This window comes from Nonlabens ponticola, assembly GCF_003966335.1.
In the GTDB taxonomy this organism is placed as follows: Bacteria; Bacteroidota; Bacteroidia; order Flavobacteriales; family Flavobacteriaceae; genus Nonlabens; species Nonlabens ponticola.
Genome location: NZ_CP034549.1, coordinates 1,235,468 through 1,259,179 on the forward strand (window position 1 = coordinate 1,235,468; position 23,712 = coordinate 1,259,179).

20 protein-coding genes and 1 tRNA gene are annotated in these 23,712 nt (G+C 41.2%); 11 read left to right on the forward strand and 10 right to left on the reverse strand.

Features of this window, described 5'->3' with window-relative positions; all coding sequences use genetic code 11:
- Positions 1-9: 9 nt before the first annotated feature.
- From lgt to folE, 4 genes are all read right to left on the reverse strand, one after another.
- On the reverse strand, positions 10-951 hold the full coding sequence (lgt, locus tag EJ995_RS05485) for a prolipoprotein diacylglyceryl transferase (RefSeq protein WP_126446421.1): 942 nt from the start codon (positions 949-951) through the stop codon (positions 10-12).
- Positions 952-1,226: 275 nt separating this feature from the next.
- A complete protein-coding gene (gene yidD, locus EJ995_RS05490) occupies positions 1,227-1,451 on the reverse strand; it encodes a membrane protein insertion efficiency factor YidD (protein WP_126446423.1) in 225 nt (74 codons plus the stop codon).
- A complete protein-coding gene (gene cysS, locus EJ995_RS05495) occupies positions 1,452-2,939 on the reverse strand; it encodes a cysteine--tRNA ligase (RefSeq protein ID WP_126446425.1) in 1,488 nt (495 codons plus the stop codon).
- A gap of 75 nt (positions 2,940-3,014) precedes the next feature.
- Entirely contained in the window at positions 3,015-3,686 is a 672-nt protein-coding gene (gene folE / locus EJ995_RS05500; RefSeq protein ID WP_126446427.1) for a GTP cyclohydrolase I FolE, read from the reverse strand.
- A gap of 219 nt (positions 3,687-3,905) precedes the next feature.
- Here folE and EJ995_RS05505 point away from each other — a divergent pair, with 219 nt between their 5' ends.
- Positions 3,906-6,695 (forward strand): T9SS type B sorting domain-containing protein, encoded by a 2,790-nt coding sequence (locus tag EJ995_RS05505; protein ID WP_241234698.1) that lies wholly within the window; start codon positions 3,906-3,908, stop codon positions 6,693-6,695.
- 81 nt (positions 6,696-6,776) lie between these two features.
- On the opposite strand, the gene EJ995_RS05510 is transcribed toward EJ995_RS05505, so the two are convergent.
- Positions 6,777-8,300, reverse strand: coding sequence for an OmpP1/FadL family transporter (locus tag EJ995_RS05510; RefSeq protein WP_126446431.1), 1,524 nt, complete (start codon positions 8,298-8,300; stop codon positions 6,777-6,779).
- Between the two features lie 15 nt (positions 8,301-8,315).
- Complete coding sequence (locus EJ995_RS05515) at positions 8,316-9,368, reverse strand: hypothetical protein (RefSeq protein WP_126446433.1); 1,053 nt, start codon at positions 9,366-9,368, stop codon at positions 8,316-8,318.
- Between the two features lie 107 nt (positions 9,369-9,475).
- Here EJ995_RS05515 and proS point away from each other — a divergent pair, with 107 nt between their 5' ends.
- The 3 genes from proS (at position 9,476) to rpsT (ending at position 11,401) form a co-directional block, all read left to right on the forward strand.
- Entirely contained in the window at positions 9,476-10,954 is a 1,479-nt protein-coding gene (gene proS, locus EJ995_RS05520) for a proline--tRNA ligase (RefSeq protein ID WP_126446435.1), read from the forward strand.
- Between the two features lie 78 nt (positions 10,955-11,032).
- Positions 11,033-11,104, forward strand: a tRNA-Glu gene (locus tag EJ995_RS05525).
- Positions 11,105-11,149: 45 nt separating this feature from the next.
- Complete coding sequence (gene rpsT, locus EJ995_RS05530) at positions 11,150-11,401, forward strand: 30S ribosomal protein S20 (protein WP_126446436.1); 252 nt, start codon at positions 11,150-11,152, stop codon at positions 11,399-11,401.
- Between the two features lie 106 nt (positions 11,402-11,507).
- Here rpsT and EJ995_RS05535 read toward each other — a convergent pair whose 3' ends face one another.
- Both EJ995_RS05535 and rho read right to left on the reverse strand, forming a co-directional pair.
- Positions 11,508-12,095, reverse strand: a complete 588-nt coding sequence (locus EJ995_RS05535; RefSeq protein WP_126446437.1) for a hypothetical protein — start codon at positions 12,093-12,095, stop codon at positions 11,508-11,510.
- 173 nt (positions 12,096-12,268) lie between these two features.
- Positions 12,269-13,969, reverse strand: a complete 1,701-nt coding sequence (gene rho, locus EJ995_RS05540) for a transcription termination factor Rho (RefSeq protein WP_126446438.1) — start codon at positions 13,967-13,969, stop codon at positions 12,269-12,271.
- Positions 13,970-14,173: 204 nt separating this feature from the next.
- Here rho and EJ995_RS05545 point away from each other — a divergent pair, with 204 nt between their 5' ends.
- The 4 genes from EJ995_RS05545 (at position 14,174) to EJ995_RS05560 (ending at position 18,909) form a co-directional block, all read left to right on the forward strand.
- A complete protein-coding gene (locus tag EJ995_RS05545; RefSeq protein WP_126446439.1) occupies positions 14,174-14,584 on the forward strand; it encodes a DUF4293 domain-containing protein in 411 nt (136 codons plus the stop codon).
- 172 nt (positions 14,585-14,756) lie between these two features.
- The gene (locus EJ995_RS05550; protein WP_126446440.1) at positions 14,757-15,509 is read left to right on the forward strand and encodes a LytR/AlgR family response regulator transcription factor; all 753 of its coding nucleotides are present in this window, start codon (positions 14,757-14,759) and stop codon (positions 15,507-15,509) included.
- A complete protein-coding gene (locus tag EJ995_RS05555; protein ID WP_126446441.1) occupies positions 15,496-18,495 on the forward strand; it encodes a sensor histidine kinase in 3,000 nt (999 codons plus the stop codon). Before EJ995_RS05550 ends, EJ995_RS05555 begins: the two co-directional genes overlap by 14 nt.
- Before the next feature lie 93 nt (positions 18,496-18,588).
- On the forward strand, positions 18,589-18,909 hold the full coding sequence (locus EJ995_RS05560; protein ID WP_126446442.1) for a TM2 domain-containing protein: 321 nt from the start codon (positions 18,589-18,591) through the stop codon (positions 18,907-18,909).
- 121 nt (positions 18,910-19,030) lie between these two features.
- On the opposite strand, the gene EJ995_RS05565 is transcribed toward EJ995_RS05560, so the two are convergent.
- Positions 19,031-19,519, reverse strand: a complete 489-nt coding sequence (locus tag EJ995_RS05565) for a metallophosphoesterase family protein (RefSeq protein WP_126446443.1) — start codon at positions 19,517-19,519, stop codon at positions 19,031-19,033.
- Positions 19,520-19,909: 390 nt separating this feature from the next.
- Here EJ995_RS05565 and truA point away from each other — a divergent pair, with 390 nt between their 5' ends.
- The 3 genes from truA to EJ995_RS05580 are packed head-to-tail and all read left to right on the forward strand — an operon-like array spanning position 19,910 to position 22,892.
- Complete coding sequence (truA, locus tag EJ995_RS05570; protein ID WP_126446444.1) at positions 19,910-20,668, forward strand: tRNA pseudouridine(38-40) synthase TruA; 759 nt, start codon at positions 19,910-19,912, stop codon at positions 20,666-20,668.
- Entirely contained in the window at positions 20,661-21,116 is a 456-nt protein-coding gene (locus tag EJ995_RS05575) for a hypothetical protein (protein WP_126446446.1), read from the forward strand. The genes truA and EJ995_RS05575 overlap by 8 nt, the downstream gene beginning before the upstream one ends.
- Before the next feature lie 3 nt (positions 21,117-21,119).
- Complete coding sequence (locus EJ995_RS05580) at positions 21,120-22,892, forward strand: ABC transporter ATP-binding protein (RefSeq protein ID WP_126446447.1); 1,773 nt, start codon at positions 21,120-21,122, stop codon at positions 22,890-22,892.
- Here EJ995_RS05580 and EJ995_RS05585 read toward each other — a convergent pair.
- Positions 22,889-23,695 (reverse strand): DUF3667 domain-containing protein, encoded by an 807-nt coding sequence (locus EJ995_RS05585; protein ID WP_241234699.1) that lies wholly within the window; start codon positions 23,693-23,695, stop codon positions 22,889-22,891. The two genes, EJ995_RS05580 and EJ995_RS05585, sit on opposite strands and share 4 nt — an antisense overlap.
- Between the last annotated feature and the right edge of the window lie 17 nt (positions 23,696-23,712).

Below are 23,712 nucleotides of genomic sequence, written 5' to 3' on the forward strand. Positions count from 1 at the left end.
TAATTATGCTTACAACGTCCTCTTATCTGTAAACCAGCTATCAGGTCTAAACATTAGGAACAAACCAAAAAGCACGAATGGAATACTCAACATCTGACCCGTATTGAGGCCAAAAATAAACTCGTCGCCACCTTCTACTTGTTTCACCTTTACATACTCTACAAAGAAGCGCACGGTAAATAACAGCACGAAAAACAAACCAAGGATATAGCCGCGTTTCTGGTACTTATCTGTTTTCCAGTACACGAGATACAGAATGATAAATACAGCTATATAACCTAAACCTTCATAGATCTGTGTAGGATGCCTGAATGGTATGGAAGCTAGCAAGTCTGTATATTGCGGTTGATTGACCAGCGCGTCTATTGCCTGATCTGTATCGCGTATGCCTGTTTGATACAAGGCATCACGCACTTCATCTGCACCAGTATCTCTCACAAATTTGAACGCCCAATCAACATCTGTTTTTTTACCGTAGATCTCGCTATTCATGAGGTTACCCATGCGCACAAAAAATCCACCTATCGCGGTAGGAACCACCAATCGATCCAGCGACCAGAACATGTGTTTTTTAGTATGCTTGCGGCTGTAAAAGAACATGGCAATAATAATTCCCAGCGCAGCACCATGACTAGCCATACCAGCAAAACCAGTCCATTCAAAAGGATTTAATCTAAACGGTAGAAAAACATGCAGTGGATCTGTAAATAGAACGCTTGTTTCATAAAACAAGTAATGACCTATACGCGCACCAGCAAGACAGCCAACAACGGTATACATGAATAAGGGATCCATTTTATCCTTGTCAATGCCTTCTCTATCAAACATAGGCTTGATAATGTACCAGCCTAGTACAAAGGCAATCACATAAGAAAGACTGTAAAAGTGAATGGTAAAAAATCCTAGATCAATTCCCTCTAGCGGATTCCAAATTACTTTGAGTGGTAGCATGAATAGATATTAGCACCGCTAAAATACTACATTGATTTGCGATGGGCGAATGTGACTTGAACGTAGTTTCAAATAAGATGATAATGTCGTCTAGACACTGAAATAAATTCAGTGTGACAGCAAGTAGTTTTGTCCTGCTGAGCTCTTGATATGTTCTAAAACCACCATTTCGAGCGGCAGTCGAGAAACGGTGGTAGGTCTAGTCGAGACACTGAAATAACACTTCGACATAGCTCAATGTAAAATCCAGCGTGATAGCAAATATTTTGTCTATTTCACGGCACAGGATCATAACCCTTGCCGCCCCATGGATGACAGCTGGCGATGCGTTTTATTCCTAGCCAGCCACCTTTAAAAAGTCCATGTTTTTGCAGGGCTTCTAGCGTATATTGAGAACAAGTAGGACTATATCTACAACTTGCTGGTGTATAAGGCGATATGGCAGCACGGTAAAATTGCACCAACCAGATAAATGGCATCGTGTACCAGCGCGGTTTCATTTACTTGATAGTATAAGTCGTGCCGTCTGCGCCGTCCTTGAGTTGGATGCCAGCTTCCTGTAACTCATCACGTATCTTATCACTTGTCTCAAAATCCTTACGAGCCCTTGCGGTAGCACGCAGATCGATGATCAATCGCATAGCCGCGTCCATAGGTGCTTCATTAGTAGCTGTGTTTTGTTCTTCTTTTAAAGGAATTCCCAATACATCTTCCATGAAAGCATGTAACTGCGCTTTCAGTAGATTGAGATCTTCGGCAGTGATGGTCTCGTTATTTTCCTTAACGGCGTGAATCTTTTTGACGGCTTCAAACAATTCTGCTACAAGAATAGGTGTATTGAAGTCATCATTGAGCGCAGCGTAGCAACGGCTATTCCAGCCTTTAAAATCAACAGTCGAGGTAGAAGAGACTTCTAGATCATCCAATAGTTTTACGGCTTCTTTAAGTCGATTCAAGCCTTTTTCTGCAGCTGCGATGGCATCATTACTAAAATCTAAAACAGATCGATAATGCGCCTGCATCATAAAAAAGCGTACCACGCTAGGCGCAAACGCCTTTTCCATAAAGTCGTTGTCGCCTGTGAAAAGTTCGGCTGGTAGGATGCTGTTACCGGTTGACTTTGACATTTTTTTGCCCTCAAGCGTCAACATGTTAGTATGCATCCAGTAATTGACTGGGCTGTGACCATGTGCCGCCTCACCTTGTGCAATCTCGCACTCGTGATGCGGGAATTTAAGATCCATACCACCACCATGAATGTCAAAGGTCTCGCCTAGATATTTGGAACTCATCACCGTACATTCTAGGTGCCATCCTGGGAAACCATCGCCCCATGGACTAGGCCATCTCATAATATGTTCTGGAGATGCTTTTTTCCACAAGGCAAAATCCTGTGGGTTTTCTTTCTCGCTTTGCGCTGCAAGTTCACGTGTATTGGCGATCATGTCTTCCAAATTGCGACCGCTCAATTTACCATACTGGTGATCCTCATTGAATTTGATCACATCAAAATAAATGGAGCCATTACGCTCATATGCATAACCTTTATCCAGAATCGATTTGATGATCTCAATCTGTTCTACGATGTGTCCCGTTGCGGTAGGCTCAATATTAGGCGGTAACGCATTGAATTTTTTCATCACGTTATGAAAGTCCAGCGTGTATTGCTGCACTACTTCCATAGGCTCAATTTTTTCTAGTCGTGCCTTTTTTGAGATCTTGTCCTCACCTTGATCTGCATCGTCGGTCAGGTGTCCAGCATCAGTGATATTACGCACATATCTCACCTTGTAGCCCAGGTGCAATAGGTAGCGATAGATCATGTCAAAGCTTATGAACGTACGGCAGTTTCCTAGATGCACGTTGCTATATACGGTAGGTCCACAAACATACATTCCTATGCGTCCTTCATGGATGGATTTGAATGCCTCTTTCTCGCCGCTCATAGAATTGTAGAGCTTCAATTCTTGCTGTTTGTATAAAGCCATGATCTGTGGTTAGTTGTTTTTGGGTTTGTTACGCTTTCGCGAAAGCGTAATTATCATCATCATCACTGCAATTATCTAGAATTGCGTGGGCATCTTGATGTAGTCTAGAAACTCTCTTTTTACCTGGACGTCCTTAAAAGCACCGCCAAATTCTCCGGTCACCGTACTGCTATCAATATCGCGTATGCCGCGGCTATTAACGCACAAATGTTTTGCATCAATAACGCAGGCAACGTCTTGTGTATTGAGCACCTGTTGTAACTCACGTACGATTTGAATGTTTAATCGTTCCTGTACTTGTGGTCGTTTTGCATAATAATCCACTATGCGGTTCATTTTTGAAAGGCCTACTACATTGCCGTTTGATATGTAGGCGACATGGGCGCGACCCACTATTGGTAATAAGTGATGCTCACAGGTAGAGTAAAGGACGATGTTCTTCTCGACCAGCATCTCGCCATATTTGTACTTGTTTTCAAAGGTGCTGGCGCTAGGTTTTTTCTCTGGTCGCAGGCCTCCAAAAATCTCATTCACAAACATCTTTGCAACGCGATTGGGCGTTCCTTTCAAACTATCGTCTGTCATGTCCATGCCCAAAGTTTGTAGGATGTTGTGCACATCTTTTTTAATGGACTCAATCTTTTCTTGATCAGTCAAGTCAAATGCATCCTCGCGCAATGGTGTTTGCTCGTTTGAGGATAAGTGATCCTGATCATCTATGTCTGTAATCAAATCTTCTATTTTCATGGGTAAATTATTGCCATCAAACATGGCAACTAGATACAAATTTACGACTTACAGGGCAATAAATGGACGCCAGCATGCATTCTAAAGGCATGCGCTTTTACCGCCTTTTGCATCTTTAAATAGCGATATTTGAAAACGGAATACTTACCCATGAGAATAATACTCTTCATTCTTTTCACAATAACGGCGATCGCAGCGCGAGCCCAAAGTGAAATTAGGATGCCGACCTCAAATAACGATGGCAATGGTTTCCTGTTTGTAGGTTGCAATGATGCTGTTTTTACAGATTCTGGTGGTTCTACCGGTGATTATGATTTTCTAGAAGATGGATTGGCGGTTTTTACACCTGCGGTAGAGACAGACCGTATGATCCTAGAATTTACCCAGGTTGATATTCTAGCTAACGATGTACTCACCATTTATGATGGTGATTCTACTAATGATCCAATACTCGCAACAATTACTAACACCACTAATGCGCCAACGGCGCCTTTTCAAGCCAGTGATAGAAATTCAAACCCTAGTGGTAGTCTCACGGTACGCTTTAGGTCAAACAGTACTGGCGAGAGCTCAGGCTGGGTAGCCAATAGAACCTGTTTTGATCCTTGTCAAGATATACAGCCGGTAATCACCACAGTGCCAGCGATCGATAGCGATGGTGTACTGCGCATTTGTCAAGGCGATCAGGTAGAATTTACAGGTGATGCAACTTTTAGTAACGATGGTACTGGAGCAACGTATGAGTGGAATCTGGATAATGGTCGTGGTTTTAATACGGGACAAGTACAAAATGAAACTTATACGGAGGTTGGAATCTACCGCACGCAGTTGAGAATAACAGATACTGAAGGTTGTCAAGATCGCGATATAATAGATCTAGTGGTTCAAGTTTCTAATGATCCAGACTTTGCGGGAACAAGAGCGGTCGATGATGAGATATGTCTAGGCGATTCTACCACGCTTACTGGTGTTGTAAATCCTGTAGAATTCAGGATTGATCCAGCGCCGCCAGTCACCGGACAAACGTTTTTACCTGATGGCAATGGAGTGAGTTATGAAACCTGTATAGATGTGGAGATTTTTTCACCGGGTCAAAGGCTTACTGATCCTAGTGATCTAGATGAGGTCTTTATTAATATAGAACATAGCTTTATAGGTGATTTGAGTATCTTATTACGTGCACCCAATGGATCTACGGTCACATTGCTTCCTGTTCCTAACGGCGGTGGTGCTACTTACTTGGGCCAGCCTATTGATGATGATGAAACTAATGAACCAGGTAATGGATTTGAATATAGAATTACAGAAAGAGCAGGAGCTGCACAGACATTGAGAGCGGCTGCGGCAAACTTCCCAAGTTTTAGATCACTACCTAGCGGTGACTATCGTCCTGAAGAACCATTTAGCACCATTCAAGGGACAAATCTTAATGGAGAATGGTGTTTGATAGTTACCGACAATGAAGACCAGGACAATGGCTACATTTTTGAATGGGGCCTTACATTTAATGAAAGCATCATACCCGACGATCTCAACTTTACACCAACTACGGTGCGAGAAGAGTGGCAGACAGATGCTACCATAGAAGCTGTCAATGGCAATGAAATTACCGTGAGACCAGATGTAGTGGGAGCCAAATGTTATACCTATGAGTACGAGGATAACTTTGGTTGTGTTTATACTCAAGAAGTTTGTATTGAAGTAAATGATTTGCCGCAAGCTAGTGACGTTCCAGTCTTCCTTCCAGTTTGTAATGTGCCTGATGAACAAAATCGTGTAGATCTTACCCGTGCTGATGATATAATTCTTGATGGACAGGCTAATAATATATCTGTCAACTACTTCAGGTCACAAAGCGATGCGGATAACGATGTGAATGTAATCAATGATCCAGAGGACTATGCCGTGAATACCAACAACGAGATCATTTTTGCTAGAATAACTGACGCAAGTACCGGATGCTACAGTACCATAAATTTTGAATTAACATATGTTGATCCACCAGTTGCAAGTACACCTGATGAGGTTATTGTTTGCGATGATGGTACTGGTAACGGTTTTTATGAATTGTCAAATAGCGATGCTCAAATTTCTAATGGCCAGACAAACACAAGCGTACGTTATTATGAAACCGAAGAAGATGCTAATCAGGACTTAAATCCTTTGAGCAATGATTTTTCATTAAATCAAGATTTGATTTTATATGCTCGCTTGCAAAATTCTAGTGATTGTTTTGATATCATACCATTAAGCCTTGACTTTACACCCGCGGCAAATTCACAACTTGCCGAGACAGCTGTATTATGCAGAGATAATGATGGTGTGTTGATAAGTGGTCCTGCGTTACTTGACACACAGCTATCAAACGTCACATATAACTTTGAATGGCGCGTAGACGGCGTCGTACTAGTTGGAGAAGATAACAGCTCACTATCGGTCGAGTCACCTGGACGATATGCTGTTCAAATTACGGACATCGCCACTGGATGTCAAACGTTTGATCAGTCTGTTGTGCGTCAAGCTGGACCGCCAGAAACATTTACCGTAGATCTGAGATCACAACCTTTTGATATGAATCAAACCATTGTCGTAGAGGCTACAGGTCCCGATGAATATAGATTCCAGCTGGATGATGGTTTATTTCAAAATTCAGGAACTTTCAACGATGTGAGACCAGGTTTACATACCATCACGATTGCTGAGGTTAATGGCTGTGGATCTGTAAGTACTCAGGTATTTGTTTATGGCTATCCTGATTTCTTCACGCCTAACGCTGACAACTTTAACGATACCTGGAATGTAGTAGGTGGCGATCTATTGCAAGGATCGCAAATATTTATTTTTGATAGGTACGGTAAGTTTCTCAAGGAATTATCTCCAACTGGCCCTGGTTGGGATGGAACTTTCAATGGTGAGCCATTGCCTAGCTCAGATTATTGGTTTAAAATAAAGTATCTTATTGATGGCAGGGCAGGAGAAGCTGGTGGTCACTTTGCATTAAAGAGATAGTCGCCTAAAAAAAAGCACCTCGATTGTTGAGGTGCTTGTGTTTGTTCTGCTTTCGCGAAAGCGTAATACCTAAAAGTCTTACTAGAAATTAAAACCTACCGTTAGTACCACATTACTATTCTCGTTAAATACCTGACCATTTGTGGTGAAAATCCCATTATTGAAAACGGCTTGAGAGTAATCACGCTCAGAATAATCATAGGATAGATCGATCGTAGTTTTACCTAAATTGTAGCCCAGACCTAAGCTGTAGCCTGTAAGATCGCTCATGATATCCTCATTCTCATATGGTGAGCCTACAGTTCTATAACCGCCGCGCAAGGTGAGCCTATCAATGCGATATTCTCCGCCTATTCTCAAGGTATTTGCACGCGTAAGCAGGTCTTCTGCCTGTGCATTATTTCCAGCAAATAATGGATCACTTTCAGGACTGAATTCTAGGGAACTGTAATCTCTACTACTATAATCTACACTAATCAATCCTTGCTGTCCAAAAATATAAGCAAGGCTACCCGTGATTTGTCCTGGTGTACGCAAGTCGAACGGAGCATACAAATTGACAACATTAGGTCTTACTTCATCAAAAAATTCAGCGCCATCTTCATCGACACTTCTAGTAAATATTTCTTGAGATAAGGATTCTTCAATATTGTACCAAGTAGGTGATTCATAAGTTGCACCAATGCGCAAGGATTCAGTTACCTCACCTATAAATCCTAATTGGAACGAGAATCCAGCACCGTCTGTTGTAAGAAGATTGTTGTACTCAACATCTGTAACTGATGCATCGTCGTTATTGTTAAATTCAGTAAAGTTGGTAAATCTGCTGTAATTAATGTAGTGAGAGTTGAGGTTAAGTCCTAGACTCCATTTCTCATCCAATTGAATAGCACCGTTTACACTTATTTTACCTTGACTGCCTGAGCTCAATATGTTCAACGCCTGATTAAAAGAACCACTTCCAGTATTAGACGAATATTCTGTATTATCAGCTTCATTATCGTCAGGATCGATTATAAACGATTGAAATCCAAGAAATCCTTGTTGTGCTCCAAAACTAACATTCTCACCCAAGAAAAGATATAAATCATCTATACTCTCACCATCGCGTGTCTCAAAATTATCTAATTCAAATCCATTGGCGCTATTGACAAAAAAGTCACCTATACTATTGCTGTTGACACCACTAAAAAATACATTATCGTCATACGATCTTGTGATATTATAGTTAAGACCTAGCGAGAATTTGTTTAAGGTAGCATCATCTGTGCTTTTGAATACAAATACGACGCCAGCTTGATTGAGGTCTAAGTCGCCTTCACTAGAATTATTGAGTTGACCTAAGTATGCTGTATCATTATTTTGATCATTATAGCCTAGTGAAAAACTAGCAAAGTGATTGTTGAATATGACAGACCCTGCTGGATTTTCTCCTACGGCAGTTAAATCACCACCCAAAGCACCAAAGGCACCGCTAAGTCCTCTATAGCGAGCAGTACCGAACAAATCATCCTGAGTACCATAAAGCAAACCATCGTTTAAAGTTTGCGCGTTAGAAAAAAGCGCACCTCCTAAAAGAGCGCTTAAAATTAATATCTTTTTCATTGTATTTTTTTTGAATTATCCTCTGCGACCGCCAGACCTGCCACTAGATCTACCGCCTGATGATCTACCACTTCTTGAAGAAGACGATCTAGCACCGCTGCTGCGTGAAGAAGACGATCTACTAGGCGATGTCGATGATGATCTTCTAGGGACACTGGTTGATCTCGCACGTGTATTGCTTGGACGAGCCGAACGTGTATTTGTTGATCTACTGCGACCATTGTTAATAACGCTGCGTCTACTAGTAGTTCTTTCACTACCTCTAACTGTTCTACCTCGATTATTTGATCTTGTTACAGATCTTCTGCGATCGTCAGTAATCCGGCCTGAGCTACCATCAACTCGTCTGCCGCTGTTACGATAACCGTTGGAGAACGCTATATTCCTTCTATTGTAATAACCACCGTAATAAGGATTTCCATAAAATCCGTTGCCGTAAAAACCGTTATAGAAACCACCAAATCCGTATCCATAACCGAATCCTAGACCAAATCTAGGTCGTCCCCAACCCCAATATGGATTACCGAAGCCGCCACCCCAGCCGAAACCGTTATAAAAACCAAAACCATTATTGAAACCCCAATAAGGATTGCCAAATCCGCCACCCCAACCGAAGCCGTTGTTCCAACCAAAACCATTGTAGAAACCAAATCCATTATTCCAACCCCATCCGTTATCGTAATAGTTAACTGTTACTTGTGATGGATTGCTGCCCCATGCAGGTTCACCACCACCATAACTAGCAGTATAATTAGGATCTGCTGGATTATAACTTTGAGAACTGTAAGATTCTACATCAGTGAATATGCTATCAGATGGTTGTGCTTTGCCGTATCGTTCAGCTTCTTGAGAAAATAACGATTCGTAATATCCAGCGCTGTTTTGCTGATAATTTGGTGTTGTTTCCTGAGCAACTGGTTGTTGTTGTGCTACAGATCTATCATCAGAATAAATACCATCATTGTAGCTGGCATCTGTATAGGAACCGCAAGATGCCAAACTTGCCATTAATGCTCCTGTAAATAACAACTTAATATAAGAACGGAAATAAAAAGTATTTTTCTTCATGGCAATAATTTTTGATAGCATTTGATAAAAATAAGTAGTTTTGCCAGCAGCATAAAGCTTTTAACATAACGTCAATACTAGCACAAGTTCTGTGCCAAACACCTGTCATGTCCAAAAACCTAACCTCAAGAGAAGAAGACTATTCCAAATGGTATAACGAGCTGGTAGTCAAAGCAGACCTAGCAGAAAATAGTGCTGTGCGTGGTTGTATGGTGATAAAGCCATATGGATATGCCATCTGGGAGAAAATGCAGGCAGAACTTGATCGAATGTTCAAGGAAACTGGTCATCAAAATGCCTATTTTCCTTTGTTTGTACCTAAGAGTCTTTTTGAGGCTGAAGAGAAAAATGCTGAAGGTTTTGCCAAGGAATGCGCCGTTGTCACACATTACCGACTGCAAAATGATCCGGATAATCCAGGAAAATTACGAGTCGATCCAGAAGCCAAGCTAGAAGAGGAGCTTGTGGTAAGGCCTACCAGTGAAGCAATTATATGGAACACCTACAAAGGCTGGATACAATCATATAGAGATTTACCATTACTTATAAATCAATGGGCAAATGTGGTGCGATGGGAAATGCGTACGCGACTCTTTTTAAGGACTGCAGAGTTTCTATGGCAGGAAGGTCATACGGCACATGCCACAAAGGATGAGGCGCTTAAAGAGGCGCAGCTTATGAATAATGTATATGCAACATTTGCACAGAACTTCATGGCCATACCAGTGATAAAAGGAACCAAGACAGAGAGCGAGCGTTTTGCAGGAGCTGATGAGACTTATTGTATTGAAGCATTAATGCAGGATGGTAAAGCCTTGCAAGCAGGTACCAGTCATTTTTTAGGACAAAATTTTGCTAAAGCCTTTGATGTCAAGTTCACCTCCAACGAGGGCAAGCAAGAGCATGTCTGGGCAACTTCTTGGGGCGTCTCCACTCGATTGATGGGAGCACTCATCATGACGCACAGTGATGACAAGGGCCTAGTATTGCCACCTAATCTAGCTCCCAATCAAGTCGTTATTGTTCCTATATATAAAAGCCAAGAGCAATTAGAAGAGTTACAGCCTACAGTTGATGAGATTATCAAAGAGTTGCGATCAATAGGAATAACCGTGAAGTTTGATGATCGCGATACGATGCGTCCAGGTGCTAAATTTGCACAGCACGAATTACAAGGTGTGCCATTGCGCATCGCAATAGGGGCAAGAGATCTAGCCAATGGAACGGTAGAACTTGCAAGAAGAGATACGTTAAGTAAGGAAACTATTCCAGTAAATGGATTATCGCAGCGCATTAAAAGTCTATTGGAGCAAATCCAGTCAGATCTCTTTAATAAAGCAGAAGTTTATCGCAATGAACATGTGACTGCTGTCGATGATTTTGAATCTTTTAAAAAGACTTTAGAAGAGAAAGGTGGCTTCATATCAGCGCATTGGGATGGAACAGCAGAAACTGAAGATAAAATTAAAGAGCTAACGAAGGCAACTATACGCTGCATACCAGAAGATCAAAAGCAAGAATCAGGCGTTTGTGTGCTTTCTGGTAATCCTTCACAAGGTCGAGTTTTATTTGCAAAAGCATATTAATGCAAAAAAATCTCTATAGCGTTTGCAAGAAATAAAAAAGTGTTTATTTTTGCATCCGCTTAACGAGCAAAACTAAATGGCCCGTTCGTCTATCGGCTAGGACGCATGGTTTTCATCCATGTAAGAGGGGTTCGATTCCCCTACGGGCTACTATAACAAATCACCGGTTCCTTTGAGAGCCAAGTTTAAAAAGATATGGCAAATCACAAAAGTGCTTTAAAAAGAATACGTAGAAATGAGGCTGCACGAGTAAGAAATAAGTACCAGCACAAAACTACACGTAACGCAATCAAGAAGTTGAAGGAGACTGAAGATAAGTCTGCTGCAGAGAAGTTGTTTGTAGAAGTTACTTCTATGATCGACAAGCTTGCTAAAAAGAATATCATTCACGATAACAAAGCAGGTAACCTAAAGTCACAACTTGCTAAGCATATCAACGCGCTGTAAATAGTTGACAAGATTATATTGAAAAGCCTCTCAATTGAGAGGCTTTTTTTTGCTTTGATGTTACATCATGTCCTACTGCTGAAAGCAATTGGAAAGCTTAAAGCTTTTAGGCTTGTTCTTTTTTAAGCCTAGACAGCTTATTGCGCTCATCCTGTAATTGTCTGCCCAGCTTTTGTTCCTTTTCTATAGACTTGCGTCTCAGTTCTTCTAGTTCTGCTTCAGTTGTAGCGAGTTCTTTTTTTGACTGGCTGGTCACATAGTGACTCTTCTTGAATTGCAGAAATAACAAAACCAGAGCTGCTGCAAGTACGCCAACGATTGACCATACCATAATACTATAGGTTGACTTATCAAGAGGTAAGCCTAGAAAAGCAATGGAATCCTTGTCATCTTGCAACGCGACGATCTCACTATTTGCAGTGTCAAGTTGCGATTGCAATTGGGACTGCGCTTCTTGTTCACCTGCTAGCTTTTGCTCAAGGCTATTGATGCTTTGGTTTAACTCATCAATATGCTGGCTCGCATTTGATCTGAGCTGTTGGAGCTCATTGAATTTCACAACCTTATAATTCTGATAATTATTGGAACTTTTGATTAGCTCTTCAAACTGTTGATCAATGGGATTGTCTGTGGTTGTTTCTTGAGCATAAAATAATGCTGGCAAGAAAATGATTGAGAGAAAAAGTTTTTTCATAGGGGCAAAGTTTAGCTAGCAAAGGGATGCTAGTATGAGATATCTACAAATAACGTGATATCATTTTAAAACGTATAGTGTTAGAGTTGTTTTTTGTGTAGTTACGCTTTCTCGAAAGCATAATAAAAAATGCCCCACTTGACAGTAGGGCATTTATTGATATGGTATTATTTCTAGTCGTTCATCGTTGCAAGAAACTCCTCATTGTTACGAGTTTGTTTGATGCGCTGCGACATAAACTCCATGGCTTCCACAGGATTCATATCTGCCAGGTATTTTCTCATAATCCACATGCGCTGTACGGTGTCTTTTTCAAGTAATAGATCATCACGACGCGTGCTTGACGATGTAAGATCGATGGCTGGGAAAATACGTCTGTTAGAGATATTTCGATCCAGTTGCAGTTCCATGTTACCAGTACCTTTAAATTCTTCAAAGATGACCTCGTCCATCTTAGACCCAGTCTCCGTTAGAGCAGTGGCAATGATAGATAGTGATCCACCACCTTCAATATTACGGGCAGCACCAAAGAATCGTTTAGGCTTGTGCAGTGCATTTGCGTCCACACCACCAGAAAGTACTTTACCACTAGCTGGCTGTACCGTGTTGTAGGCACGAGCAAGACGCGTGATGGAGTCAAGTAGTATGACTACATCATGACCACATTCTACCATGCGTTTTGCTTTTTCCAGAACGATGTTTGCGACGCGCACGTGATCGTGAGCCTCTTTGTCAAATGTGGATGCGATAACTTCACCATCAACATGACGTTGCATATCCGTTACTTCTTCAGGTCTTTCATCGATGAGTAATATCAATTGATAAACTTCTGGATGATTTGCTGCGATGGCGTTTGCAATATCCTTAAGCAACATCGTTTTACCTGTCTTAGGTTGTGCGACGATCATACCGCGCTGTCCTTTTCCTATAGGTGCAAACAGATCCATAACACGCGTGGATACCGAAGCTCGACGGTCAGCTAGATTGAATTTCTCGTCAGGGAACAATGGTGTCAAGTGTTCAAAAGAGACACGGTCGCGTACCACCTTAGGATCCAGGCCATTGATCTGAGAGATCTTGATGAGTGGGAAATACTTTTCACCTTCTTTAGGTGGACGTACCATTCCTAAAACGGTATCACCGGTCTTTAAACCAAACAATCTTACCTGTGATTGAGAAACATAAATATCATCTGGCGATGCTAGGTAATTGTAATCACTACTGCGCAGGAAACCATATCCATCAGGCATCATGTCAAGGACACCTTCACTCTCTATAATACCGTCAAATTCAAAGTCTGGATCACGGTAACGATTACGGTTATCCTTATTTCCTTTAGGGACGTTATTCTGGTTGTTGTTATTGTTGCGAGGATTCTTCTGGCGATTATCATTGCGATTTGAATTATCGTTGCGAGAATTCTTGTCGTTGCGATTGTTGCGCTGGTCGTTTTTACCTTTTGAGTCGGTATTGTCGCTTTTATCGTTGCTGTCACTATGCTTAGAACGCTGCGGCTTATTTTCTTTAGCGTCCTTTGGTTTAGCTTCTCTAGGTTTGCGTGGCTGTTTTGGCTTCGCAGTGTCTTTTGAGTCAGCGTTATCTGACTTCTTTTCTTTTGCAGGAACCTCTTTGCGCTCTCTAGGCTTGCGTTCCTGCTTTGCTGGTTTGTTGTCGTTAGAGTCGTTGCTTTGGGCAGTGGAATCTGTATCGGTGTCTAGTTGCTTGACGACATCAGGATTTGATGCCTGCAAATCTAGAATTTTATAGACTAGATCTAGTTTGCGCATGGCGCGATACTTGGGTACGTTAAGGTCTTTGGCGATTTCCTGTAATTCAGGAAGTTTCTTTGATTTTAAATCAGCTATTTGAAACATGTAATTATAAAAAGTGAGTTATTTTGTAGGGGATTGAATGAAACCGGAACTATAATAGAACATTTTTCCAGCGGTACTTAACCGATAAAGAGGTGGTTAAGTAAATATTGCTGCAATGATAAGCTAAAAATGTTATATGCGCTCTTGTTTTTTGTGATAGAACCTTATTTTTGCCCTGCTTTAGAAAAACTTTAGCTTTATCTCATGATACAACGCATTCAAACGATCTGGTTAATACTTGCTGCAGCCTGTGCTGGTGGTTTGAGTTTTCTGGTGGATGTCATGCTGGATGGTGAGAGTAATGAGGCTGTACACATGGGCGACAGTGCATATTTTGGCGCATTTGTGACCAGCGCCGTACTGGCATTCATAGCTATTTTTCTATATCGCAATCGACAATTACAAACGGTGGTAAACCGTCTCAACATACTATTAAACCTCATTCTACTAGGAGTTTTTCTTTATCGAGCTCTAACGATGTCTGGAGAGACGGCGGTCTCTGAGAAAGGCATTGGGATGTTCATTCCTATCCTATCTATCGTTTTACTGGTCCTTGCAAATAGGGCTATAAGAAAGGATGAACAGCTCGTAAAATCTGTGGATCGATTAAGATAAACACGAGAATCTTAGTACTATTAGTGTGAAAACCTGTAGGGCGCCACCCTGCAGGTTTTTTTATGCGATGTGGTTTGTGATGATTACGCTTTCGCGAAAGCGGAATTCTTCAAAATCACTTTGCATCCATCTAAAGTCAAGATCAACAAATAGTTTTTCCTACTTTTAATGTATGATACATGTGGTAATCGTGGACGATGAGTCCCATGCGCGTTCTTTTTTAACCAATCTGTTGGCTAAAGAACTAGGAGATCAGTTCTATCTGGTAGATAGCTGTGCATCTGTAAAAGATGCAGTTGCTACTATTAAAAATAACAAAGTAGATCTGGTTTTTCTGGACATACAGATGCCTGAAGAGGATGGTTTTGAACTCATGGGTTATTTTGACGAGATTGATTTTGAAATCATTTTTGTGACTGCCTATGACCAGTATGCCATCAAGGCTTTCAATTGTAGTGCGCTGCATTATCTGCTCAAGCCACTCGATCCAGAAAAAGTAAAAGAAGCCGTCAACCGATTTAAAAAGACAAGCGAAAGCAAGAAAGCCATCCTCAAAAAATTTGACGTGCTGGAAGAGTATTTGGAACGCCAGCAGGAAAAGAAACGTATCGTTTTCAATACATCCAGCGGTTTTGATGTGGTGGTCCTCAAAGAAATCATGCACATTGAAGCTGCCGGCAATTATTGTCAGATTCACCTTAAAGACCAACCTAAAAAACTTATCACAAGTTCTATGAAAGCGATCATGGAGTGTTTGCCCGATAGTCATTTTTGCCGTATTCATGACAAATACATCGTGAATCTCAATGAGGTAAGCTGTTTTATAAATGCAGATAAAGAGGTGCAGTTGCGCAACGGTACTGAGCTCAAAGTGTCTGAGCGCAAGCTTAAATTCTTCAAAAGCCAGATAGGTGAGATGGCTTAGCTTGCTGTTGCTCTTGCTGGTTTGTAGTCTGACCAGCGCACAACAATTCCCATCCACGCATTATACAGATCGTGATATATTGCCCAACAATACGGTGCGCAACTTGTTCCAGGCGGCTGATGGCGCTCTGTGGATAGGCACCGATAATGGTCTGGTGCGTAAGTTCAACGATCGTGTCGATACCTATTTTAAAGAAGATGGTCTTGCCCAGAACAATGTATGGGCAATCGCACAAGATCCTTCAGGCCGTTTGTGGATAGGCAGTTACGGCAATGGACTGTCAGTATTTGAGGATGGCAAACTGCGCGTTTTTGCTGGAAATTCAAACTTGCCAGATCAAGAGGTCACAAGGCTTATGGTCCACGACCAATCCTTATATATAGGGACTAGTAATGGTATCGCGGTTGTAGATCTAGCAGATGTCGCTTCTGTAAAATCCATAAAGCCAAATCCCAAACTAGATGAACCTTTTATTGTCCAGGATTTTATGGTCATCAATGATGCGGTTTATGTGCTGAGTTACTCTAATGGTATCTATAAAATCGATACTTCTGAAGAGCAATTGCAGCTGGAACAGGTCTGGAATGAGAAGTACTTGTATTCTGCTCATGTCGCCAACGATACTATTTACTTTAGCGGTAAAGAATATTTCAAGAAAGTAGCTGCAACTAAATTTAGTAATCTGGAATCTTTGAGAAGATTGAAACCTCAAGGACAATCTATTATTTGGGATTATGAGCAAGCTGGCGATCAGCTATTTGCCGCCGCATGGGGAATTTATGCAAATGATGGTGGCATTTATGTACTTGAGAATGATGGTATGCGGCAGCGTAATGCAGACTTTGGCATTGCAAGCACTCAGGTTACAAGTTTAGCCTATGATCAGGATTTAAAATTGCTGTATGCTGGAACATTAGATGATGGGTTTTATGAAATAAGGCTGGATGAGAATGTGCTTTTCTTTCCCAACGACCACGAGCAAGTTATCGATTTTGCAAGTGTAGATGACATCACGGCAGCATTGTATAATGACGGCTTACAGATAGGCAGTACTGAAATCCCAGCAGAGCTATTCAAACAAAAGCAGGTTGAATATGTGGCACAACATCCTAACGACCTACCGCGCTATGAGGACTATTTCTATGAATTGGATTATGAAACCAGAGCAGAGGACATAGTATTTTACAGTGTCAAGAGCCAAAAAGACAGCTTCTGGGTAAACGCGTCTATAGGCAACTATCAGTTTGATAAAAGTGGCAAGTTGATCAACTACATGCCAGTTCATGCACTAGAAATAGGTTTTACCGCGAGTGGCCAGTTGTTGGAACCCAACTTTTTTCATGGCACGAGAATCTATGATTCCGTCGCGCCGATGAACTACAAATACTTTGATGAAACGGCAACAGAGCAGAATCCGCGATTTGTGGTTGGAGTCATGCGAAAAGGAGAAAAAACATACTTAACTTCCATCTTTGACGGACTCTACGTTTATATGAATGGAAAGTTCAATTCTTATGAGGCAAACGACATCTGGCAAGAAAAGCGATTGAGATTTGTAACAGATTTTGGCGCTGACCAGATTGCTGTGTCTAATGAAGATGGCGATGTCTTTATCCTTAACGATGATCCAGAGAATTTTACCGCCACAAAAATCAACCGAAATAACGCTCACGGCAGTACGATCACATTCCTAACCTCGTATAAGAATACTCTGATCATAGGAACGCCGAAAGGTGTAGTATTACATCACGACGGTCGAGAAATTTTTCTCGATGGCGAGCAAGGCTTGAATGGAAAGATTCATAATGGATTTGTCAAGGGTGATACTTTACTGTTGGGTAGCGATAATGGCAGTTATCAATTAAAACTGGCAGACATACTTAACCAAGAAAATAGAATTGACCGCATTGCCGTAAAATCCATTCGTGTCAATGGAAATACCAGGTCTTGGAATCCAGATCAAACGCTACAACTATCCTCAAACGAGAACGCGCTGGAGATACAACTGGGTGTTGAAAAACATCCATACCCTAACAAATTAACTTACCACTATAGCTTTAATAGAGCAAGCGGCTGGATCCCTATGGAAGACGCAACCTTGAGTCTGCCATCCATGGATTCTGGAAAGTATAGGCTGTTTGTGCAGGTGCTGGATTCGTCAACGGGAATGACGGTAAATCAAGAGGTTCTGGCTTTCCGAATTGCGACACCTTTCTACAAGAGTATTTGGTTTATTGCCCTTTGTTTCTTGTTGGTTATGGGTTTGATGTTGGTATATTTTCGCTTGAAGCGAAAACGTGCAAAGCAAAAAGCAGCACAACAGGAAGCTGCTACAAAACGTATCGAGGAAGTTAAGATGGAAGCCTTGTTGTCGCAGATGAATCCGCATTTTGTGTTCAACTCGCTTAATTCTGTGCAGTATTTTATCAGCAATGACGAGAATGAAAAAGCGATGCGGTATTTAAGTATTTTTTCAGACCTCATGCGAGCTAATTTGAACAACACGACAAAGCCATTCTTGAGGTTGGAAGAAGAAATTGACTACCTAAAAAAATATATCGCACTAGAAAATGCACGATTCTCAGATCGAGTACGTGTAACATTTGTAGTCGATCCTAAGCTGTCCGTAACAGATACAATGATTCCCACGATGCTGCTACAGCCATTTGTAGAGAATGCTTTTGTCCACGCATTTCCAGACCGTATCCAGTCGCCACGATTGGATATTTCTTTTGAAACGGTAAATCATGAAGACACAGATTTTCAGACAATCGCTAATCCTAAAGCTGATGCAAATTATTACCGCTGCATCATAAAAGATAACGGCATAGGTAGCGCCAGCCTCACCAAAAACAAACGCCATACCTCAAAAGGCACACAACTGGTCGAGGAACGCTTATCGTTTTTAGGTTACGATCAACAGACTGCACTTCGCGTCAATTATACTGCTACAGGAACTACTGTCATTCTTATTCTAGAGCGCTAACACTTATCCTGGATTTTAGGGCGGTTATGGATTTGATCGATTTTTTTTGAGGGATTGGGTTAGGTTTATAATCCAATCAATAAAAATTTAATTATGAATAAACACATGTTAATGTCCCAAATGAAGTCCACTGGGACTGCTTATCTATGTTTCTTTTTTGGAGCTTTTCATTACGCTTATTTGGGTAAATGGGGACTTCAATTTCTTTTTTGGTTCACCCTTGGTGGAGTTGGAATTTGGTGGCTAATAGACTTGTTTACTATATCATCCAAGGTTGATGCTCACAATTATATCATCAGTCAACAGATTGAACAAATTGAAAAAGGGGAAAAAGAAGACGCCCACATGCGTAATATGCAAATGATGGCAATGGCAACAGGTGGAAACCGCAACGTCAATCAAGGAACCGCATAATTTATTACAAATGACACCCATCAAACCCAAGAAAATTTGGGGGAATAATCTTGCAAGTTTGATGGCAATAAGCTGGAAGTAATACTTCCAGTTTTTTTATACGCCAAACTTTACAAATGAACTACCTATCCTTCTCAACAACCTCCAACCCAGAAATCTTTCCATCAGCGATCTCAAACCTGAGCATCGTGCGCTTTTTGTGAAAGCCATGCATGCCTACCGCGCCTGGATTCATGTGTAGACAATTGATTTTTTTATCATTAATTACTTTAAGGATATGACTGTGTCCGCAAATAAAAATATCTGGCGGATTTGAATAAATCTCTGATCTGACGCGCTGATTATATCGTCCAGGATAACCACCTATATGAGTTATCCAGATATCCATTCCTTCACAATTAAACCTATTATTTAATGGAAACTGAATACGCGCCTGATCATCATCAATATTCCCGTACACGGCACGCAAGGACTTAAGTGCTGCGATCTTGTCCGTTACTTCCAGATTCCCAATATCGCCAGCATGCCACACTTCATCTGCTTGCAGGATATACTTTTCCATGAAATCATCATAATGACTATGCGTGTCTGAAAGGAGTAGGATTTTCATAGCTCAAAGATACCATTGCCGATTGCCTATTTTTGATTTGCCGTCGCAAATCTCAATTGCTTATTACTTTCATCTGCAAGGCTCTCAATTCTTAGTCATAGCTTTATGCTCATTTTCAAATTCTTGAATTTTCAATTCAGAAAACAGTTGCTTTTCCAATCATATAAGTCAGTCATTAACTTGTTTCCTCCAACGGAGGAAATGCCGACAGGCAAAGGAGGCCCACGCAAGAGTAAACAGAACGAAAGTTTCATTTTCTATCCATCCTAATCTTCACATAAAATATCAGGCACGAGTTCAAATTCAAATTCAAGTTGAAGTTCAAGTTCAAGTTCAAGATCCATTCAAAATTCATCAACACTATTCTTGTATCATTTACCTTTGTAGTGCATGAAAAAGCAGCGGTATTTTATAGAGTTTGCCTATGATGGTACTGCTTACCATGGTTGGCAAAAACAACCTGAAGCTATCACCGTACAGCAGGTTCTAGAAGAAGGTCTGTCCAAAATATTGAGAACACCCATCATAGTGATGGGCGCTGGTCGTACCGATGCAGGCGTACATGCCACACAAATGTTTGCCCATTTTGATGCAGATATTGACATGGATCTTGAGCAGCTGGTTTATAGATTAAACCGCTGGCTGCCGAAGGATATCGCAATATTTGAAATCAAGCCTGTCACCGAAAAAGCACACGCACGATTTCACGCTACCCATCGTTCCTATGAATATAGGTTCAATTTGCGACCAGATCCATTTAAAAATAGAACGACCTATATACTGTATCGATTACCAGATGTTGATCGCATGCAGCAGGCAGCAGAAATATTATTGGACTATAAAGACTTTGAATGTTTCTCGAGATCAAATACAGATGTCAAAACATTCATTTGTGATGTCAATGAGGCAAGATTTGAACAACAAGGCTATGAACTTGTTTTTCATATTACAGCCAACAGATTTTTACGCAACATGGTACGCGCGATAGTAGGTACGTTATTGGAAATAGGTTATGGTAAGCGTGAGGTAAATGATATGCACGACATTATTAATTCAAAGGATAGAAATAAGGCAGGTGCTAGCGCACCAGCTCAAGGTCTATATCTGACTCAGGTGTTATATCCAGAAAACATTTGGGCTCATGAATAAAGTGCTATTTCATGAAGAACAGCAGTTTAGGCAATGGTGGCTGTGGTTAATAATTATAGTTGTACTGATTGTACCTACCGTTTTTGCAATTTTCTTTACCGAGACAATGACGACCGATTGGAAGATTATCGTTGGCATTTTTAATGCTCTGTTGGTTTGGTTTCTGTGGTATTTGAAGTTGGAAACGACGATAACTAGCGAACATATCGATATTAAATACAGATTACTCACGCATAAAATGATACCTTGGGATACGGTAGATAAGGCCCAGGTTCTGGATTACGGGTTTGTAGGTGGTTGGGGTTTAAGATTATGGACTATTTATGGTACCGTCTATAATGTCAGCGGCAGCAAAGGTCTCAATGTCAAGGTAGGATCAAAGCAATACACCATAGGCACTCAAAAAGAAGAAGAATTGCGATCCAGCATCGCACATTTATTAAAATAAAATATGGCATCAACCACAGGTAATGCATTCAATACGACTCTCTTTAAAAGGCTGTTGTCGTTTACCAGACCTTATCGAGGCACCTACTATTTTGTAGCTATCAGTGCTATTTTGCTAGCAGTTGTGGCCATCGGTATGCCTTACTTAATTAAGGTCGCGATTGATGATCATATCATTCCACGCGAGTTTGATGGTTTTACCGGTGTTATCATGATGATGATAGGTGTCCTTGCGGCAGATGTCATCTTGCAGCTCAGCTTTATATTTTATGCCAACTGGTTGGGTCAACAGGTGATTAGAGATTTAAGGCTCAAGCTGTTCAATCACATGCTCAATTTCAAGATGAAGTATTTTGATACAAGCGCAGTAGGTAAGCTGGTAACCAGAGCCGTGAGTGATATCGAGACCATCGCCAGCATTTTTTCCGAAGGTCTTTTTGTCATCATTTCAGACTTATTAAAGATGGTGGTGGTTCTTGGATTTATGGCCTATTCCAGCTGGCAGTTGACCTTGATCACTCTGGCTGTCATGCCATTTTTATTATACGCTACCCGATTGTTTCAAAAGGCTATGAAAACAGCTTTTGAAGAAGTGCGTAATCAGGTGAGCAACCTCAACAGTTTTGTACAAGAACGCGTTACAGGCATGAAAATCGTGCAGATTTTCAATCGCGAGCGAGTAGAGTATGAGGAATTCAAGGAGATCAACAACAAGCACCGTAAGGCTTGGGTAAAGACAGTCTGGTATAACAGCATCTTTTTCCCTATTGCAGAGATGGCTTCCAGCATCGTCATAGGACTCATCGTTTACATAGGCGTCGTCATGAATATAGGTGCAGAAGTCAAGATGGTCGAGATAGGAACCATCGTCATGTTCATCGACTTGTCCCAAAAATTATTCAGACCACTGCGACAAATTGCTGATAAGTTCAACACGTTACAAATGGGAATGGTGGCCGCAAATCGTGTGTTCAAGATATTGGATACAGATGCTCAAATCGAGGATCAAGGCGAGCTTATCGCAAGCGATTTAAAGGGCGCCATTGAATTCAAGAACGTGGATTTTGCCTATGTTGAGAATGAGCTAGTGCTCAAGAATCTCAATTTTAAGGTACAACCAGGCGAGACTGTCGCTATCGTGGGCGCGACCGGCGCTGGCAAGAGTACTATCATCAATTTGCTGTCTAGATTCTATGAGATCAATGCAGGAGAGATTTTGATTGATTCCGCTTCCTCGAAAGCGTACGACCTACAATCATTGCGATCCCAGATAGCAGTTGTGCTGCAAGATGTCTTCTTGTTTGCAGATACTATTTTTAACAATATCACGCTGCAAAACCCTGAAATCACCGAAGAAGACGTCATCAAAGCCGCCAAAAAAATAGGCGTGCACAAGTTCATTAAATCATTGCCCAATGGTTACCAATACAATGTAAAGGAACGTGGTGTGATGCTCAGCTCTGGACAACGCCAGCTGATTGCTTTCTTGAGAGCTTATGTGTCCAATCCCAGTATTTTAGTATTGGATGAAGCCACTAGTTCTATTGATGCCTACAGCGAGCAGCTTATTCAAGATGCGACCGATATTATTACCAAGGGCCGCACATCCATCGTCATCGCTCACAGGTTAGCAACTATCAAAAAAGCCGATAAGATCATCGTTATGGATGCTGGCGAGATCGTCGAGATAGGCACACACAGTGAGCTGCTAGAAAAAGAAGGTGGTTACTACAAGAATCTGTATGAGGTGCAGTTTTTACAGCAAGAGGTCGCCTAAGTTTGCGCTGGTAAAAAGCCACTCAAATCATATCCCATTTTACTAGCGACAATTACTGTTATTGCCACAGTAAATATGAATACTAGCATTAGTAAAACCGCAGTTGCCACAAATACTATAAGCGCAATGAGCGATCTTAGTATAGTTTCTGCAATGGTAAGTTGAAAGCAGCGCTTATAGCTTTGAGCAGAGTGAAATAACAAATAAGCTAGCGCTAGATACGACCAATAAAGAAAAATTTCTGGCGATAGATAGGCCAGCAAAATACTGATAGGTGTTGTGAAAATAATCATGTGCGCATATACGTACAGGAAAAACACTACATGCTCTGTATAATTAAAAAATTTCCTACCCCAAAATGATATGCGGCCCACCAGCGCTAGAAACGGTATAGTGAATAGTAAGAGCAATCCTTGATAGTCTAGGAACTTTGACGCAAATTTTTGTTGGGCTTCAATTTGCTCGTCACTATAATTAGCGAGTGTATCTGCAGTCAAGATAGAATCGGCCATGTAGTCTTCCATGACGTTGGTTTGCTTCAAGACAAAAACATAGATACCGGTAATGAATAGCGAGAGCAACAGATATCTCACCGCATCCATATAATACATACGACGTCCTTGAACGTATCCTAAAATCACCGCTTCAGGCTTCCTGAAAAGATCCACGAATGTGTGCATGAACTTTGTGTCAAGTCCTATGTATAAATCGCCAAAGTCTGCCGCAACGTTACGCATGGTGATGCGCTTCTCGATCCATTTGGCACCACAATGCGCGCAATGGGTATGCGTGGCATAAAGCATGTGGTCGCAATTTTTAC

What these genes read in the sequence shown, in the direction of transcription:
- yidD (WP_126446423.1), bottom strand. Translation starts at nt 1,451, where the DNA reads ATGAAACCGCGCTGGTACACGATGCCATTTATCTGGTTGGTGCAATTT.
- cysS (WP_126446425.1), bottom strand. Translation starts at nt 2,939, where the DNA reads ATGGCTTTATACAAACAGCAAGAATTGAAGCTCTACAATTCTATGAGC.
- EJ995_RS05545 (WP_126446439.1), top strand. Translation starts at nt 14,174, where the DNA reads ATGATACAACGCATTCAAACGATCTGGTTAATACTTGCTGCAGCCTGT.
- EJ995_RS05505 (WP_241234698.1), top strand. Translation starts at nt 3,906, where the DNA reads ATGCCGACCTCAAATAACGATGGCAATGGTTTCCTGTTTGTAGGTTGC.
- EJ995_RS05565 (WP_126446443.1), bottom strand. Translation starts at nt 19,519, where the DNA reads ATGAAAATCCTACTCCTTTCAGACACGCATAGTCATTATGATGATTTC.
- EJ995_RS05585 (WP_241234699.1), bottom strand. Translation starts at nt 23,695, where the DNA reads ATGCTTTATGCCACGCATACCCATTGCGCGCATTGTGGTGCCAAATGG.
- EJ995_RS05535 (WP_126446437.1), bottom strand. Translation starts at nt 12,095, where the DNA reads ATGAAAAAACTTTTTCTCTCAATCATTTTCTTGCCAGCATTATTTTAT.
- truA (WP_126446444.1), top strand. Translation starts at nt 19,910, where the DNA reads ATGAAAAAGCAGCGGTATTTTATAGAGTTTGCCTATGATGGTACTGCT.
- folE (WP_126446427.1), bottom strand. Translation starts at nt 3,686, where the DNA reads ATGAAAATAGAAGATTTGATTACAGACATAGATGATCAGGATCACTTA.
- EJ995_RS05515 (WP_126446433.1), bottom strand. Translation starts at nt 9,368, where the DNA reads ATGAAGAAAAATACTTTTTATTTCCGTTCTTATATTAAGTTGTTATTT.
- EJ995_RS05510 (WP_126446431.1), bottom strand. Translation starts at nt 8,300, where the DNA reads ATGAAAAAGATATTAATTTTAAGCGCTCTTTTAGGAGGTGCGCTTTTT.
- rho (WP_126446438.1), bottom strand. Translation starts at nt 13,969, where the DNA reads ATGTTTCAAATAGCTGATTTAAAATCAAAGAAACTTCCTGAATTACAG.
- EJ995_RS05575 (WP_126446446.1), top strand. Translation starts at nt 20,661, where the DNA reads ATGAATAAAGTGCTATTTCATGAAGAACAGCAGTTTAGGCAATGGTGG.
- EJ995_RS05560 (WP_126446442.1), top strand. Translation starts at nt 18,589, where the DNA reads ATGAATAAACACATGTTAATGTCCCAAATGAAGTCCACTGGGACTGCT.
- EJ995_RS05550 (WP_126446440.1), top strand. Translation starts at nt 14,757, where the DNA reads ATGATACATGTGGTAATCGTGGACGATGAGTCCCATGCGCGTTCTTTT.
- lgt (WP_126446421.1), bottom strand. Translation starts at nt 951, where the DNA reads ATGCTACCACTCAAAGTAATTTGGAATCCGCTAGAGGGAATTGATCTA.
- rpsT (WP_126446436.1), top strand. Translation starts at nt 11,150, where the DNA reads ATGGCAAATCACAAAAGTGCTTTAAAAAGAATACGTAGAAATGAGGCT.
- proS (WP_126446435.1), top strand. Translation starts at nt 9,476, where the DNA reads ATGTCCAAAAACCTAACCTCAAGAGAAGAAGACTATTCCAAATGGTAT.
- EJ995_RS05580 (WP_126446447.1), top strand. Translation starts at nt 21,120, where the DNA reads ATGGCATCAACCACAGGTAATGCATTCAATACGACTCTCTTTAAAAGG.